Below are 15,457 nucleotides of genomic sequence, written 5' to 3' on the forward strand. Positions count from 1 at the left end.
GAGCTAGTTCAGCTCGATGATCTCGGCGGTGACGCTCGGACCGCCGGGCTGATCGACGAATTCGACGACGTCAGCCGCCGCGATACGTCCGGGCGCGCGGTGAAACAGATCGCGATCGATCACCGTGCACAGTTTCGGCCGCGGCAGCGCGTCATTTCCGCGCAGCAGATTCTTGATCTCGAAGCCGCCGTCTTCGCAGAAGGTCTTGAGCGAGGCGATGACGTGGCTGACCTTCTCGTCGGTCAGAAAAGGCAGCAGCAGCCGTTCATAGGCGACGACGCGGCCAGAGATATCGTCGACGTCGGCTACGCTATAGACCGGAAGCCCGCGCGCGACGCATTTGTGATAGACCGGCATGACGAACGGCGCGAGCCGCGGGCCGACATAATCCTCCAGCAGGATTCCCTTGCCGGTATGGCCATAGGCGCGCGAGATCCGTGTGCCCTCGCTCTGAATGGTCAGGCGCGGCGTCGGCGTCGAATTGTCCACCGTGTAGTAGATGAGATCGGACAGCTCTTCCTCGAGTCGCGCGGGCTGATACTCCCAGATCGCCGGCGCAGTCTGCTGGCGCGCATAAAGTCGCAGCCACGTGTTGAGCAGGTCACGCTGCTTGATCGACTTGACGACGGAGGGAGTGGAGCTGGCGAAATCCAAGACAATATTCCCGGCGAATGAAACCCGCGCATAGCCGCTGCGGGAAAATTTTTGATGAAGGCTGGCGCGCGGGACCAAAGACCGTTAACGACGGCTTGATGACCGGTGTCTTGCGAACCGGAAGGCCGGCAGGTGACATCACAAAACCTCCAACTAAGGGAGCATAAGACTCCCGGCCGGAGGCCTGACCTGCTCAGCTTTCCGCCTTGCCTAACCCCCGTCACCTCCGGCATATTCCGCGCCCGGAGGCGGCGTTTCGGGAAGGCTCCAAGGCCTCCGGAAAGCCGAAGTAACAAGGACAGCCACGCGCATTGTGCGGGCAGGGGGAAATCTGTTTGGCCGATGAGTTCATTCTCGAAACGGAAGGCTTGACCAAGGAGTTTGCGGGCTTCTTCGCCGTCCGCGACGTTGCGCTCAAGGTTCGCCGTGGGAGTATTCACGCGTTGATCGGCCCGAACGGGGCCGGGAAGACGACGTGCTTCAACCTTCTGACCAAGTTCCTCAAACCGTCTGCTGGAAAAATCCTGTACAAGGGGCAGGATATCACCGCGATGGCGCCGGCCGATGTGGCGCGCTTGGGACTGGTGCGGTCATTCCAGATCTCGGCGGTGTTTCCGCATATGACTGCACTGGAAAACGTCCGTGTCGCGCTCCAGCGCCAGCACGGCAGTTCCTTTGATTTTTGGCGCTCCAAGTCGGTGCTCAACCAATTCAACGACCGTGCACGTGAGTTGTTGAACGATGTGGGTCTCAGCGAGTTTGCCAATACGCCGGCAGTCGAGATGGCTTATGGCCGCAAGCGTGCGCTCGAGATCGCGACCACGCTGGCACTTGACCCGGAGATGATGCTTCTGGACGAGCCAATGGCCGGCATGGGCCACGAGGACATCGACAAGATCGCGGCGCTGATCAAGCGGATCTCGGCGAAATATACCATCCTGATGGTCGAGCATAATCTGAGCGTGGTGGCCAATCTGTCCGACATCATCACCGTGCTGACGCGCGGGCAGGTGCTCGCGCAAGGCCATTACAGCGAGCTCACCAAGGACGAGCGCGTCAAGGAAGCCTATCTGGGAGCCGGTCATGCCTGAGACTGCAATGGCCGAGGCTCCGGCGAAGGCCGCAACCGGCGGTAATATCCTCCAGGTGCGCAACCTCGAAGCCTGGTACGGCGAATCCCACATCCTGCACGGGATCAATTTCGACGTGAATGCGGGCGAGGTCGTCACGCTGCTGGGGCGCAACGGCGCAGGCAAGACGACCACGCTGAAGTCGATCATGGGCATTATCAGCAAACGCGCTGGCTCGATCAAATTCGACAACCAGGAGATCATTCGCGCGACCTCCGACAAGATCGCGCGGATGGGTATCGCGTTCTGCCCGGAGGAGCGCGGAATCTTCTCCAGTCTCGACGTGCGGGAGAACCTGTTGCTGCCGCCGGTGGTCCGCGCAGGCGGGTTGCCGCTCGAGCAGATCTTCGACCTGTTTCCGAACCTGAAGGAGCGGCTCAGGAGCCAGGGCACCAAGCTGTCTGGCGGCGAGCAGCAGATGCTCGCGATCGCGCGCATCCTGCGCACAGGCGCGAGCTTCCTGATGCTGGACGAGCCGACCGAAGGTCTTGCGCCTGTCATCATTCAGCAGATCGGCCACACCATTGCGCGGCTGAAGAAGGAAGGCTTCACGATCCTCCTTGTCGAGCAGAACTTCCGCTTCGCATCCACCGTCGCCGACCGCTATTACGTTGTCGAGCACGGCAAGATTATTGACGGATTTTCCAATGCGGAGCTGGCCGCCAACATGGACAAGCTTCACACCTATCTCGGCGTCTAGTACGGCCAAAAGGGTCGGACAGCCACGAGAAAATTCACGAGGGAAGTAGCATGAAAAAGTCGATTGCATCGTTGTTGCTCGGCACGGCGTTGGCCGTTACTGCCGCAGGCGCATCCTTTGCGCAGGATAAGACGGTCAAGATCGGTGCACTGTCCGATCAGTCCGGTCTGTATGCCGACCTCGGCGGTCCGGGCTCGACGCTCGCAGCCCAGATGGCGGTTGAAGATTCCGGCCTCGCCGCGAAGGGCTGGAAGATCGACATCATCTCGGGCGATCACCAGAACAAGCCGGATATCGGCACCGCGATCGCGCGGCAGTGGTTCGACGTCGACAAGGTCGACATCATCGTCGACGTGCCGAATTCCGGCGTGGCGCTCGCCGTCAACAACATCGTGAAGGAAAAGAACGGCGTCTACATCAATTCGGGTGCCGCGACCTCCGACCTCACCAACGCGCAGTGCTCGCCCAACACCGTGCACTGGACCTACGACACCTACATGCTGGCCCATACCACGGGGCAGGCGCTGGTGAAGGCCGGTGGTGACACCTGGTTCTTCCTGACCGCGGACTACGCCTTCGGTGCGGCGCTTGAGCGTGACACCACCGCCGTCATCACTGCCAACGGCGGCAAGGTCCTCGGCGGCGTCAAGCATCCGCTCAACACGCCGGACTTCTCGTCCTTCCTGCTCCAGGCACAGGCCTCCAAGGCCAAGATCATCGGGCTTGCCAATGCCGGCGGCGACACCACCAACACGATCAAGCAGGCGGCCGAGTTCGGCATCGTCAAGGGCGGCCAGAAGCTCGCGGCGCTGCTCTTGTTCCTCACCGACGTCAAGGCGATCGGTCTGGAAACCGCGCAGGGCCTCAACTTCACCGAGACGTTTTACTGGGACATGAACGACCAGACCCGGGCGTTCTCCAAGCGCTTTTCCGCGCGCATGAAGAACAGCGCGCCGCCGACCATGGTGCAGGCGGGTGTCTATGCAGGCGTGCGCCACTATCTCAAGGCGCTGGACGCGCTCGGCGGCAATCCTCATGACGGCGCCAAGATCGTCGAGAAGATGAAGTCGATGCCGACCGAGGACGATCTGTTCGGCAAGGGCGAGATCCAGCCGAACGGCCGCACCATCCACAATGCCTATCTGTTCGAGGTGAAGAAGCCCTCCGAGTCCAAGGGACCGTGGGACTTCTATAAGCTCGTCGGCACGGTGTCGGGCGACCAGGCCTTCACGCCGCTCTCCGAGAGCAAGTGCGCGCTGCTCAAGAAGTAAGACCAACAGCCCGCCGGCGGCGAGCCGGCGGGCGCTACTTTGGGAACGCCGAAGGGACTGGGTGCTGGATCGATGCAGGCTCTCTACGCACAGCTACTGGTGGGACTGATCAACGGCTCGTTCTACGCGCTGCTCAGTCTCGGGCTCGCCGTGATCTTCGGCATGCTGAACATCATCAATTTCGCCCATGGCGCGCTCTACATGATGGGCGCCTTCGTCGCCTATTTCCTGCTGAACCTCGGCGGCATCAATTATTGGTGGGCGCTGCTGCTGGCGCCGATCATCGTCGGCATCTTCGGCATGATCCTGGAGCGGACCATGCTGCAATGGCTGACCGGGCTCGATCATCTCTACGGCCTGCTGCTGACCTTCGGCATCGCACTGATCGTGCAGGGCGTGTTCCAGAACTACTTTGGCTCCTCCGGCATGCCTTACGCCATTCCGGACCAGCTCAAGGGCGGCATGAATCTTGGCTTCATGTTCTTACCCGTCTACCGCGGCTGGGTCGTCATCTTCTCGCTGGTCGTGTGCATTGCGACCTGGTTCCTGATCGAGAAGACGCGGCTCGGCGCTTACCTGCGCGCCGCCACTGAAAATCCGACGCTGGTGCGTGCCTTCGGTATCAACGTGCCGCGCATGATCACGTTGACCTACGGCCTCGGCGTCGGCCTGGCCGCGCTCGCGGGCGTGCTCTCGGCGCCGATCAACCAGGTCCGGCCGCTGATGGGCGCCGACCTCATCATCGTGGTGTTCGCGGTGGTGGTGATCGGGGGCATGGGATCGATCATGGGCTCCATCATCACCGGCTTCGCTCTCGGTGTGATCGAGGGCCTGACCAAATATTTTTACCCCGAGGCCTCCAACACCGTCGTGTTCGTGCTGATGGTGCTGGTGCTCTTGGTGAAGCCAACGGGATTGACGGGAAGGGCAGCCTGATATGACAGCCTTGACGGACGACACGGTGCCGATGACCCCGCGCGCGATGCGTGACGAGATGATCGTGTTCGCGGTGATGGCGCTGCTGCTGGCGTCGGTGCCCTTTACCGGAGTCTATCCGTTCTTCGTGATGCAGGCCCTGTGCTTCGCACTGCTCGCCTGCGCCTTCAACCTTCTGATCGGCTATGGCGGCCTGTTGTCGTTCGGCCACGCGATGTTCATGGGCACCGCCGGCTATTGCAGCGCGCACGCGCTGAAAGTATGGGCGCTGCCGCCCGAGCTCGGCATTCTCGTCGGCATCGCCGCGGCATTCGGGCTGTCGCTCATCACAGGGTTCATCTCGATCCGCCGCCAGGGGATCTATTTCTCGATGATCACGCTGGCGCTGTCGCAGCTCCTGTACTTCATCTATCTCCAGGCGCCGTTCACCCATGGTGAGGACGGCATCCAGGGCATTCCGCAGGGGCACATGTTCGGCGTGCTCGACCTGTCCAAGCCGACCGTGCTCTACTATGTCGTGCTGGTCGGCTTCCTCGCGGGCTTCCTGCTGATCTACCGCATCATCAACTCGCCGTTCGGCGAGGTTCTGAAGTCGATCCGCGAGAACGAGCCGCGCGCGATCTCGCTCGGCTACCGGACCGATCAGTACAAATTCCTGGCGTTCGTGCTGTCGGGGACGCTGGCAGGCTTTGCCGGCGCGCTGAAAGTGTTCGTGGCGCAGAACGCCTCGCTCACAGACGTGCACTGGACGATGTCGGGCGAAGTCGTGCTGATGACGCTGGTCGGCGGTCTCGGCACCATTTTTGGTCCCGTGGTCGGCGCCTTCGCGATCATCGCCATGCAGCAATATCTGGCCGGCTTCGGCCAATGGGTGACGGTGATCCAGGGCTCGATCTTCGTGATCTGCGTGCTCACCTTCCGCCGGGGCGTCGTTGGCGAAGTTGCCCATTACTTCCGGCGTTCGCTCTAAATCATTGATATCGCGCCAATTTATTGGTGCGCGAAAGCGGTGGATGATCCGGCTCTGCGGGCGTGAGGTGGCACGCGCGCGGATCGAAAATGGTCTATGACAGTTTTGTGACGGCTCGCTCGGGCCGGGCCATTTCCAACCGGTAGCCTATCCCCATGATGCGATGGTTTCGCGCCTTCCTGCCCAAGGAAGAACGGTTCTTCGACCTGTTCGACCGCCACGCCCAGACCGTGATCCAGGGCGCGATCGCGCTTCAGGACGTGCTGAATGGCGGCGAGGAGACGCCGGTCTACTGTCAGCGCGTCAACCAGTTCGAGAACGATGCCGATAGCATCACCCGTGAGGTGCTAACGGCGGTGCGCCGCACCTTCATCACGCCGTTCGACCGCGGCGACATCAAGAACCTGATTACGTCGATGGATGATGCCATCGACCAGATGCAACAGACCGCGAAGGCCGTGATGCTGTTCGAGGTCCGCACCTTCGAGCCGCCGATGCGCGAGATCGGCGCGCTGCTGATCGAATGCGCCAACCTGGTGGGACGTGCGTTGCCGCTGATGCAGTCGATCGGCCCGAACGTCGCGATGCTGACCGCGATCACGGAAGAGCTGACCAAACTGGAGGGCCGCGTCGACGATCTCCACGACATCGGTCTGAAGGAGCTGTTCCTCAAACACCGCGACGGCAGCGCGATGGACTTCATCGTCGGCGTCGAGATCTACGACCATCTCGAAAAGGTGGCCGATCGCTTCGACGACGTGGCGAACGAAATCAACAGTATCGTCATTGAACAGGTTTAGGGCAGGGCCGCGCCGTGGATGCTGCGTTGGGTCTACCCGTCCTGATCGGACTGATCGCCGTCGCGCTGCTGTTCGACTTCCTGAACGGCCTGCACGACGCCGCCAATTCGATCGCGACCATCGTCTCGACCCGCGTGCTGCGGCCGCAATTCGCGGTGATCTGGGCCGCGTTCTTCAATTTCGTCGCCTTCATGGTGTTCGGGCTACACGTCGCCCAGACCATCGGCACCGGCATCATCGATCCCTCGATCGTCGATGCCCAGGTGATCTTTGCGGCCCTGGTCGGGGCCATCGTTTGGAACCTCGTGACCTGGGGTCTCGGCATTCCGTCCTCGTCCTCGCACGCGCTGATCGGCGGCCTCGTCGGCGGCGGCATGGCCAAGGCCGGAATCTCGGCGGCGGTCTGGAGCGGCCTGTCCAAGGCGGTGCTGGCGATCGTGCTGTCGCCGCTGGTCGGCTTCCTGCTCGCGATGATGCTGGTCGCGATCGTGTCCTGGGCCTCGGTGCGCTCGACGCCGTTCGCGGTCGACCGCGCCTTCCGCATCCTGCAATTCGCCTCCGCCTCGCTCTATTCGCTCGGTCATGGCGGCAATGATGCGCAGAAGACGATGGGCATCATCGCCGTGCTGCTCTATTCGCAGGGCCATCTCGGCGGCGAATTCACGGTGCCGTTCTGGGCGGTTCTGTCGTGCCAGGCCGCGATGGCGCTGGGTACGCTGATGGGCGGATGGCGCATCGTCCGCACCATGGGCCTGCGCATCACCAAACTGACGCCGATGCAGGGCTTTTGCGCCGAGACCGGGGGAGCAGCGACCCTGTTCATGGCAACCTTCCTCGGCGTTCCCGTCTCGACCACCCACACCATCACCGGCGCCATCGTCGGCGTCGGTGCCGCCCGCCGCGTCTCGGCGGTGCGCTGGAACGTGGCGAGCTCGATCGTCTATGCCTGGGTGATCACGATCCCGGCCTCGGCCATCGTGGCGGCGCTGAGCTGGTGGGCGGTCCAGATCTTCAGGTAACGAGCTTCAACCCGACAATGCCGGCCACGATCAGCCCGATGCTCGCGAGGCGAAGCGCGGTGGCGGGCTCGCCGAACAGAATAATGCCGAGCGTCGCGGTGCCGACCGCCCCGATGCCGACCGCCCCGATGCCGGTCCAGACCGCATAGGCGGTTCCGACCGGCAGTGATTTGAGAGCGAGTCCGAGCAGGATCACGCTGCCGGCCATGGCCCCGAGCGTGACGAGGGACGGAACTAGCCTGGTAAAGCCCTCGGTATATTTCAGGCCGATCGCCCATGTGATCTCGAGAAGACCGGCGACGAACAGGATGCTCCAAGCCATGACGACCCTCCATTCAAGGCAGGGTCGTCCCCGCAGGCTGATATGCTGATGAGCGGGAAGGTCGTCTTCCCCCCCAAAACCTGTCTGATCAGAGCCGATATGGGGCTGGCCGAAGGGCTCCGCAATCACCAAATGAGGCTTGATCAGGCCCATTTTCCCTGCCAAACGCTCCCGCCATGTCCGACATCGCCACCACAGCCGAATCGCCGGCCCGTTCCCCGCTTGCCGCTGAAGTGTCGCGGCGGCGCACTTTTGCGATCATTTCGCATCCGGACGCCGGTAAGACCACGCTGACCGAAAAGCTCCTCCTGTTCGGCGGCGCCATCAATCTGGCCGGCCAGGTCAAGGCCAAGGGCGAACGGCGCAACACCCGTTCGGACTGGATGAAGATCGAGCGCGAGCGCGGGATCTCGGTGGTGACCTCGGTGATGACCTTCGAGTTCGAGGGCCTCGTCTTCAACCTCCTGGACACGCCGGGCCACGAAGACTTTTCGGAAGACACCTATCGCACGCTCACGGCGGTCGATTCCGCAGTCATGGTGATCGACGCCGCCAAGGGCATCGAGGCGCGGACCCGAAAGCTGTTCGAGGTCTGCCGCCTGCGCGACATCCCGATCATCACTTTCATCAATAAAATGGATCGCGAGAGTCGCGACGTTTTCGAGCTGCTCGACGAGATCGAGAAGACGCTGGCGCTCGACACCACGCCGATGACCTGGCCGGTCGGCCGCGGCCGCGATTTCCTCGGCACCTATGATGTCGCCGATGGCGGCGTGCGCCTGCTCGAAGGCGGCGGCGCCAAGACAGGTGCTGCACAGCAGATCGAGATCGCCGAGCTTGCCAAGCTCAACGCCAATCTCGACGTCAGCGCGGTGAAGGATGAGCTTGAGCTCGTCACCGAGGCCTCAAAACCGTTCGAGCTCGAAGCGTTTCGCGAGGGGCATCTGACGCCGGTCTATTTCGGCAGCGCGCTGCGCAATTTCGGCGTCGGCGATCTGCTGGAAGGCCTCGGCAAGTTCGCGCCCGAACCGCGCGCGCAGGACAGCGACCAGCGCAGGGTCGAAGCGACCGATCCGCGCATGAGCGCTTTCGTGTTCAAGATCCAGGCCAACATGGATCCGAACCACCGCGACCGCATCGCGTTTGCGCGGCTCTGCTCCGGCAAGCTCAGCCGCGGCATGAAGGCGAAGCTGGTGCGCACCGGCAAGAGCATGCCACTGTCGAGCCCGCAATTCTTCTTTGCCCAGGACCGTTCGGTGGCGGACGAGGCCTTTGCCGGTGACGTTGTTGGCATTCCCAATCACGGGACGCTGCGGATCGGCGATACGCTGACCGAGGGCGAGGATTTCAATTTCGTCGGCGTGCCGAGCTTCGCTCCTGAAATCGTCCGCCGCGTCCGACTCACCGACGCGATGAAGGCGAAGAAGCTGAAGGAAGCGCTTCAGCAGATGTCGGAAGAGGGCGTCGTCCAGGTGTTCCGTCCGCGCGACGGTGCGCCGGCGCTGGTCGGCGTGGTCGGCGCGCTGCAGCTTGACGTGCTCAAGGCACGACTTGAGGCGGAATATTCGCTGCCGGTCGAGTTCGAGGTGAGCGAGTTCCAGCTCGCGCGCTGGGTCTCCTCGGAGGATCGCAAGAAGCTCGATGCGTTCCTCGCGGCAAATACCTCGAGCATCGCCGACGACGTCGACGGCGATCCCGTGTATCTGGCCCGGAACGAGTTCTATCTCGGCTACACCAGGGAACGCGCCGAGGGCATCGCGTTCACCAACGTCAAGGACGTCAAGAAGAAGGGGTAGGGCGCGCCCCCGCGGCTTAAGCGCGAGCATGTGAACGCTCGCGGGCTTGACCCTTTCGCGGACGGTGCCACGTTTCACTGACGTGACATGGTGAGTTCAAAGCATGTGGCGCGGCATTCTCGTTCTTGTTCTGCTGGCGGTCTCGACGATCGCGGCCGACGCGCAGCGCCGCCAGATCAATCCGATCCCGTTTGCGCATGAGCCGTGCAGCGTACTCGATAATCGTCCTTGCACACCGTCCTACTGCAGCCCGCTCGATCACGGTCCCTGTATTCCCGAGATCGACTATCCCTACGGGGAGAATCTCCAGCTCACGATTGAAAGCGTCCCATCGGACGCCGACCGCGCCAAATACGAGAAGCCGGATCACGATCTCGATACGATCGGCGACCTCTTCGCCGAGCTGCGCACCTGCTGGTCGCCGCCATCTGACAATGCGCGGACGGGGATGCAGATGTCGGTGCGCTTCAGCTTCAACAAGACCGGCGGCCTGATCGGCCCGCCGCGCCTGACATACGCGACCGCAGGCGTCCCGGCCGATACAAGGACGACCTATCTCAACGCGATCAATTCATCGCTGAACGCCTGTCTGCCGCTGAAGTTTACCAGAGGCCTCGGTGGTGCCCTCGCCGGGCGTCCGATCGCGATTCGGTACGTCGATAATCGCGAAACTGGCAAGTAGCGCATCAGTTGCGACCGGCGGCCAATCGATGATACGCCATAAGCGGGGCGCTGGTTGAGGGGAGGATGTCGTGGGTCTGCTGGTCATGGTCCTGGGGCTGGTGCTGTTTTTCGCCGCCCATGTTTTCACAACGAAACGTGACGCGCGCGCGCAGGCGATCGCGTGGTTGGGCGAGGGGACCTACAAGATCCTCTATTCTGTGGTCTCGCTCGCTGGTCTGGCACTGATCGTCTGGGGCTTTAGCCATTATCGCGCAACCGGCTGGATCGATGTCTGGTATCCGCCGAAGGCGATGAAGCACATCACGGTCGCGCTGATGCTGCCCGCCGTCATCCTGGTCGTCGCGTCATATTTGCGCGGGCGCATCTATGCGACGCTGAAGCATCCGATGCTTGCCGGCGTCAAGCTCTGGGCGGCGGCGCATCTGCTCGCCAATGGCGATCTCGGCTCCATCATCCTGTTCGGCTCGTTCCTGGGCTGGGCGGTGTATGACCGCATCACGCTGAAGCACCGCACCGATAGCGGCGGTCCGCCGATTCCCGTAGGCGGCGTCACCAACGATCTGATCGCGGTCGCGGTCGGCGTCGTCGCCTATCTGGCGCTGGCGTTTGCGTTCCATCCTGTCGTGATCGGCGTTCCCGTCATGGGTGGCTAGCCGATCGGCGCAAAACAGCAGCCGCGTGCCCATGCGCGGAAGGTGACAAAAGCAACAAGCCGAGGGCCCTCCGATGGACTGGTCGCAATCTCAGATCCCGCCGTTGCGGTTCGAGGCGCGTTTTGGCGATCGGGTGGTCCCGGCCTTCACCGATCGACCGTCAAGTCTCTGGGCGATGATCGCGGAGGCTTCCGCGCGCAACGGCGATGGCGAAGCGCTCGTCTGCGGCAATGTCCGGCTGAGCTGGCGCCAGGCGGTGGAGCGGGCCGCGCGGATTGCATCGGGCTTTCGCAAGCTCGGCCTGCAACGCGGCGACCGCGTTGCGATCCTGCTCGGCAACCGCATCGAATTTCCGCTGCTGCTGTTCGCCGCGGCGCATGAGGGGCTGGTCACGGTGCTGCTCAGCACGCGTCAGCAAAGGCCGGAGATCGCCTATGTGCTCGGCGATTGCGGCGCCAGGATCCTGATCCACGAAGCGGCGCTCGCCGAACGGCTGCCCGATGCGCAGGATGTGCCCGATGTGATCCACCGCATCGCCATCGATAGCGATCCGGCTCTGTCTCGCTTCGCGGTGCTCGCCGACAACGCGCCGGTCCCGGCACCGGTCGATGTGAGCGAGGAGGATACAGCGATGATCCTCTACACCTCGGGCACCACAGGCAAGCCAAAGGGCGCGATGCTCGCCCATTGCAACATCGTGCATTCCTCGATGGTGTTCGTGTCCTGCCTGCAACTGACGGCCGCCGACCGCTCGATTGCAGCCGTGCCGCTCGGGCACGTTACGGGTGTCGTTGCCAACATCACGACGATGATCCGCTGCGGTGGCGCGCTGATCATCATGCCGGAGTTCAGGGCCGCCGATTATCTCGAGCTCGCCGCGCGCGAGCGCGTCACCTACACGGTGATGGTGCCGGCGATGTACAATCTCTGCCTGCTGCAGCCGGATTTCGACAGCTACGATCTGTCGAGCTGGCGCATCGGCGGCTTCGGTGGCGCGCCGATGCCGGTCGCGACCATCGAGAAGCTCAAGGCGACGATCGCCGGCCTGAAGCTTGCCAATTGCTACGGCTCGACCGAGACGACGTCGCCGTCCACCATCATGCCGGGCGAGTTGACAGCAAGCCATATCGACAGCGTCGGCTTGCCGTGTCCGGGTGCGCGGATCATCGCGATGGGGACTGATGGGCGCGAATTGCCGCCCGGCGAGATTGGCGAGCTCTGGATCCAGAGCGCCTCCGTCATCAAGGGCTACTGGAATAACCCGAGCGCCACGGTCGAGAGTTTCACTGCCGGCTTCTGGCATTCCGGCGATCTCGGCTCGGTCGATGCCGAGGGTTTCGTCCGCGTGTTCGACCGGCAGAAGGACATGATCAACCGCGGCGGCCTGAAGATCTATTCGGCCGAGGTCGAATCCGTGCTGGCGGCCCACCCGGCCGTGGTCGAAAGCGCGATCATCGCAAAGCCATGCCCGGTGCTGGGCGAGCGCGTCCATGCCGTCGTGGTCACGCGCGTCCAGGTTGGCAGCGACGATCTGCGGGCCTGGTGCACCGAGCGGCTGTCCGATTACAAGGTGCCGGAGACCGTGACGGTCACGGCGGAGCCCCTCCCGCGCAACGCCAACGGCAAGGTGGTGAAGCGCCAGCTGAGGGAGCTGCTCGTCGTGGCCTGAATGGGGCCGGGTGCGGCACCGGGATATCCCGAATCGCGCGTTAACGCCTTGATCGGCCTTGCTTTGCCTTGCCTCCGCCATATCGATAGGGTATCGCCGCCGCGACGTGGGACGGGCTTTAGACGCGCGCGATCTGGCGCGCGCTCCCGGCCGGGCATGGGATTAGCATAAGTGTCTGAATTATTTGACGAAGTCGACGAGGAAGTACGTCGCGAGCAGCTCAAAAAGCTGTGGGACAAATATTCGCTCTACTTCATCGCCCTGATGGTGCTGGTCGTGGCGGCGGTGGGCGGCTGGCGCGGCTACCAGTACCTCGAGGCCCAGAAGGCCGCCGAGGCTGGCGCGATCTTCGAGAAGGCCGTTGAGCTGTCGGAGCAGGGCAAGCACGCCGAGGCCGAGACCGCCTTTGCCGATCTCGCTGCCAAGGCCCCGTCTGGCTACCGCACCCTGGCGCGGCTCCGCGCCGCGGCCGAGGCATCGGCCCGCGATCCCAAGGCTGCGGCCAAGATGTACGACGACATCGCCGCTGACAGCGGCGTCGGCAGCGAGTGGCGGGATCTTGCCAAGATTCGCGCCGCCGGTTTGCTGGTGGACAGCGCGAGCTACGCCGACATCCAGCAGCGGCTGGAAACCTCGGCCGAACCCAAATCGACCTTCCGCCACAGCGCCCGCGAGATCCTGGCACTGTCGGCTTGGCGCAATAACGACATGACTGCGGCCCGCAAATGGGTCGACGCGATCGCCGAGGACGGCGAAACGCCGCCGGGCCTGCGCTCGCGCGCCGAAGCGCTCCAGGCCTTGCTGCCGCCCGTCGCTAAAAGCTGACGGTCCCGAGAGCTGAGACGAGATATCGATATGCGCCGTACGCCACGTTTGATCGCAGCCGCTGTCCTGATCGCCTTTACGGGCCTGCTGGGCGGCTGCTCCAGCGGCGGATTCGATCCGAGCGATCTGCTCGACTTCCTCGATACCAAGAAGAAGCTGCCGGGCGACCGCAAGCCGGTGTTCCCCGAGGGCGTGCCGGGTCTCGAGCAGGGCGTGCCGAAGGACATGTACAAGGGCGCGCAGCAACAGCAGGATGCGCCAGCCATTGCCGCGCTCCCGGCCGAGCCCCCGCCCGCTGAGCCTGCGAAACCGTCGAAATCCGCCAAGGGCAAGAAGACCAAGCAGCCGGCCGCGACCGCGGCAGCACCGGCTGAAGCGCCGGCCGGCGAGGTTGACGGCGAGGTCCAGCCCGAGGCGGCGCCAGCGCCGGCAGCCCCGCCGCCGAAGCAAAAGATCGTCCGCAAGCGCACCACTGCGCCGCCGCCTGACCAAACCGCACAGCCGGCGCAATCAACGCAGACCACCCAGCAACAGCAGTCGCAGGGGGCCTTCCCGGCGCCGATGCCCAGTGGCAGTTTCTCGCGCTGATATTTTTCACAGAATTGACAGTCGCCACCTCCGCGGCGCACGAATGACCAATGTCCTTTACGATCGCTATTATCGGCCGGCCCAATGTCGGCAAGTCGACGCTGTTTAACCGCCTGGTCGGACAGAAGCTCGCGCTTGTCGATGATCTGCCCGGCGTCACCCGCGACCGCCGCGAGGGCGAGGCCAGGCTCGGCGATCTCGAATTCACCATCATCGACACCGCCGGTCTCGACGAGGGCGCCAAGGGCTCGCTGACCGCGCGGATGCAGGAGCAGACCGAGGCCGCGATCGCACAGGCCGACGCGCTGTTCTTCGTCATCGATGCCCGCATCGGCCTCACGCCGACCGACCGCGCCTTTGCCGATTTCGCTCGCCGCGCCAATAAGCCGGTGCTGCTGGTCGCCAACAAGAGCGAGGGCAAGCATGGCGATGCCGGCGCGATGGAGTCCTTTGCGCTTGGCCTCGGCGATCCCATTCAGATCTCGGCCGAGCATGGCGAGGGCATGGGCGAGCTTTATGACGAACTCGCCAAGCTGATGCCGGAGCCCGTCGACGAGGATGAGGCCGAGGTCGACGAGCCGCTCACCGAGGAAGAGGCCGCGACGCGCCCGATCCGGGTCGCCATTGTCGGCCGGCCCAATGCCGGCAAGTCGACGATGATCAACTATCTGCTCGGCGAGGAACGCCTGCTGACAAGTCCGGAGGCCGGCACGACTCGCGATTCCATTGCGGTCGAGATCGACTGGAAGGGCCGCGAATTTCGTGTGTTCGATACGGCGGGCCTGCGCCGCCGTTCGCGCATCGAGGAGAAGCTGGAAAAGCTGTCGGTTGCCGACGCGCTGCGCGCGGTGCGCTTTGCTGAAGTCGTCGTGATGATGATGGACTCGCAGAACCGCTTCGAGGAGCAGGATCTGCGCATCGCCGATTTGATCGAGCGCGAGGGCCGGGCGATGGTGCTCGCCGTCAACAAATGGGACCTGATGGAGACCAAGGGCGGCGGTGCGATCTCGAGCCTGCGCCGTGACGCCGACCATTGGCTGCCCCAGGTCAAGGGCGTGCCGATCGTCGCCGTCTCCGGCCTGATGGGCGAGGGCATCGATCGTCTGATGCAGGCGATTCAGGACGCCTATGCACTCTGGAACAGGCGTGTCTCGACCTCGGCGCTGAACCGCTGGTTCGAGCAGGCGGTCCAGGCCAATCCGCCGCCGGCCGTATCTGGCCGCCGGCTGAAGTTGAACTACATCACGCAGACCAAAGCGCGTCCGCCAAGCTTCGTGCTGTTCTGTTCGCGCGCGGACGCCGTGCCGCAGTCCTATTTGCGCTACCTCACCAACTCCATGCGCGAGACGTTTGAGCTGCCGGGGACGCCGGTACGCATCACCCTGCGCGAGAAGGCCAATCCCTTCGCGCACAAGCGCAAGCGGCCGTCGTAAGCGGGGA

At 63.6% G+C, this 15,457-nt stretch carries 16 protein-coding genes; 14 read left to right on the forward strand and 2 right to left on the reverse strand.

Features of this window, described 5'->3' with window-relative positions; translation table 11 throughout:
- Positions 1 to 3: 3 nt before the first annotated feature.
- Positions 4 to 654, reverse strand: a complete 651-nt coding sequence (locus YUA_RS0137155; RefSeq protein WP_051383602.1) for a PAS domain-containing protein — start codon at positions 652 to 654, stop codon at positions 4 to 6.
- A 335-nt stretch (positions 655 to 989) separates the two neighbouring features.
- Between YUA_RS0137155 and YUA_RS0137160 the strand changes: the two genes are divergently transcribed.
- The 7 genes from YUA_RS0137160 (at position 990) to YUA_RS0137190 (ending at position 7,480) form a co-directional block, all read left to right on the forward strand.
- Positions 990 to 1,745 carry an ABC transporter ATP-binding protein gene (locus YUA_RS0137160; RefSeq protein WP_027535192.1) on the forward strand — a complete coding sequence of 252 codons (756 nt, stop codon included), beginning with the start codon at positions 990 to 992 and terminating at the stop codon, positions 1,743 to 1,745.
- Complete coding sequence (locus YUA_RS0137165) at positions 1,738 to 2,484, forward strand: ABC transporter ATP-binding protein (RefSeq protein WP_027535193.1); 747 nt, start codon at positions 1,738 to 1,740, stop codon at positions 2,482 to 2,484. Before YUA_RS0137160 ends, YUA_RS0137165 begins: the two co-directional genes overlap by 8 nt.
- A 50-nt stretch (positions 2,485 to 2,534) precedes the next feature.
- Positions 2,535 to 3,755, forward strand: coding sequence for an ABC transporter substrate-binding protein (locus YUA_RS0137170; RefSeq protein ID WP_027535194.1), 1,221 nt, complete (start codon positions 2,535 to 2,537; stop codon positions 3,753 to 3,755).
- 72 nt (positions 3,756 to 3,827) lie between these two features.
- The gene (locus tag YUA_RS0137175) at positions 3,828 to 4,691 is read left to right on the forward strand and encodes a branched-chain amino acid ABC transporter permease (protein WP_027535195.1); all 864 of its coding nucleotides are present in this window, start codon (positions 3,828 to 3,830) and stop codon (positions 4,689 to 4,691) included.
- A 1-nt stretch (position 4,692) separates the two neighbouring features.
- Positions 4,693 to 5,661 carry a branched-chain amino acid ABC transporter permease gene (locus YUA_RS0137180; protein ID WP_027535196.1) on the forward strand — a complete coding sequence of 323 codons (969 nt, stop codon included), beginning with the start codon at positions 4,693 to 4,695 and terminating at the stop codon, positions 5,659 to 5,661.
- Between the two features lie 155 nt (positions 5,662 to 5,816).
- A complete protein-coding gene (locus tag YUA_RS0137185; protein WP_027535197.1) occupies positions 5,817 to 6,461 on the forward strand; it encodes a DUF47 domain-containing protein in 645 nt (214 codons plus the stop codon).
- A 14-nt stretch (positions 6,462 to 6,475) separates the two neighbouring features.
- Entirely contained in the window at positions 6,476 to 7,480 is a 1,005-nt protein-coding gene (locus YUA_RS0137190; RefSeq protein WP_027535198.1) for an inorganic phosphate transporter, read from the forward strand.
- Here YUA_RS0137190 and sugE read toward each other — a convergent pair.
- Positions 7,473 to 7,802: a quaternary ammonium compound efflux SMR transporter SugE gene (gene sugE / locus YUA_RS0137195; RefSeq protein ID WP_027535199.1), complete on the reverse strand. Its 330-nt coding sequence runs from the start codon at positions 7,800 to 7,802 to the stop codon at positions 7,473 to 7,475. The two genes, YUA_RS0137190 and sugE, sit on opposite strands and share 8 nt — an antisense overlap.
- Before the next feature lie 176 nt (positions 7,803 to 7,978).
- Here sugE and YUA_RS0137200 point away from each other — a divergent pair, with 176 nt between their 5' ends.
- The 7 genes from YUA_RS0137200 to der all read left to right on the forward strand — a co-directional run bounded on the left by YUA_RS0137200 (position 7,979) and on the right by der (position 15,450).
- Complete coding sequence (locus YUA_RS0137200; protein WP_027535200.1) at positions 7,979 to 9,598, forward strand: peptide chain release factor 3; 1,620 nt, start codon at positions 7,979 to 7,981, stop codon at positions 9,596 to 9,598.
- Positions 9,599 to 9,701: 103 nt separating this feature from the next.
- Positions 9,702 to 10,280 (forward strand): hypothetical protein, encoded by a 579-nt coding sequence (locus YUA_RS0137205; protein ID WP_027535201.1) that lies wholly within the window; start codon positions 9,702 to 9,704, stop codon positions 10,278 to 10,280.
- 70 nt (positions 10,281 to 10,350) lie between these two features.
- Positions 10,351 to 10,935 carry an NnrU family protein gene (locus YUA_RS0137210; RefSeq protein ID WP_027535202.1) on the forward strand — a complete coding sequence of 195 codons (585 nt, stop codon included), beginning with the start codon at positions 10,351 to 10,353 and terminating at the stop codon, positions 10,933 to 10,935.
- A gap of 73 nt (positions 10,936 to 11,008) precedes the next feature.
- A complete protein-coding gene (locus tag YUA_RS0137215; protein WP_027535203.1) occupies positions 11,009 to 12,604 on the forward strand; it encodes a class I adenylate-forming enzyme family protein in 1,596 nt (531 codons plus the stop codon).
- A gap of 171 nt (positions 12,605 to 12,775) precedes the next feature.
- Complete coding sequence (locus tag YUA_RS0137220; protein ID WP_027535204.1) at positions 12,776 to 13,429, forward strand: tetratricopeptide repeat protein; 654 nt, start codon at positions 12,776 to 12,778, stop codon at positions 13,427 to 13,429.
- A gap of 30 nt (positions 13,430 to 13,459) precedes the next feature.
- Positions 13,460 to 14,017 (forward strand): hypothetical protein, encoded by a 558-nt coding sequence (locus YUA_RS0137225; RefSeq protein ID WP_027535205.1) that lies wholly within the window; start codon positions 13,460 to 13,462, stop codon positions 14,015 to 14,017.
- Between the two features lie 50 nt (positions 14,018 to 14,067).
- A complete protein-coding gene (gene der / locus YUA_RS0137230; RefSeq protein ID WP_027535206.1) occupies positions 14,068 to 15,450 on the forward strand; it encodes a ribosome biogenesis GTPase Der in 1,383 nt (460 codons plus the stop codon).
- The last annotated feature ends 7 nt before the right edge of the window (positions 15,451 to 15,457 follow it).

The organism is Bradyrhizobium sp. WSM3983 (assembly GCF_000473045.1).
In the GTDB taxonomy this organism is placed as follows: domain Bacteria; phylum Pseudomonadota; class Alphaproteobacteria; order Rhizobiales; family Xanthobacteraceae; genus Bradyrhizobium.

Excerpts from the sequence above, each read along its gene's own strand:
- sugE (WP_027535199.1), bottom strand. The coding sequence starts at position 7,802 with ATGGCTTGGAGCATCCTGTTCGTCGCCGGTCTTCTCGAGATCACATGG.
- YUA_RS0137170 (WP_027535194.1), top strand. The coding sequence starts at position 2,535 with ATGAAAAAGTCGATTGCATCGTTGTTGCTCGGCACGGCGTTGGCCGTT.
- YUA_RS0137165 (WP_027535193.1), top strand. The coding sequence starts at position 1,738 with ATGCCTGAGACTGCAATGGCCGAGGCTCCGGCGAAGGCCGCAACCGGC.
- YUA_RS0137175 (WP_027535195.1), top strand. The coding sequence starts at position 3,828 with ATGCAGGCTCTCTACGCACAGCTACTGGTGGGACTGATCAACGGCTCG.
- YUA_RS0137205 (WP_027535201.1), top strand. The coding sequence starts at position 9,702 with ATGTGGCGCGGCATTCTCGTTCTTGTTCTGCTGGCGGTCTCGACGATC.
- YUA_RS0137200 (WP_027535200.1), top strand. The coding sequence starts at position 7,979 with ATGTCCGACATCGCCACCACAGCCGAATCGCCGGCCCGTTCCCCGCTT.
- YUA_RS0137225 (WP_027535205.1), top strand. The coding sequence starts at position 13,460 with ATGCGCCGTACGCCACGTTTGATCGCAGCCGCTGTCCTGATCGCCTTT.
- YUA_RS0137185 (WP_027535197.1), top strand. The coding sequence starts at position 5,817 with ATGATGCGATGGTTTCGCGCCTTCCTGCCCAAGGAAGAACGGTTCTTC.
- YUA_RS0137215 (WP_027535203.1), top strand. The coding sequence starts at position 11,009 with ATGGACTGGTCGCAATCTCAGATCCCGCCGTTGCGGTTCGAGGCGCGT.
- der (WP_027535206.1), top strand. The coding sequence starts at position 14,068 with ATGTCCTTTACGATCGCTATTATCGGCCGGCCCAATGTCGGCAAGTCG.
- YUA_RS0137180 (WP_027535196.1), top strand. The coding sequence starts at position 4,693 with ATGACAGCCTTGACGGACGACACGGTGCCGATGACCCCGCGCGCGATG.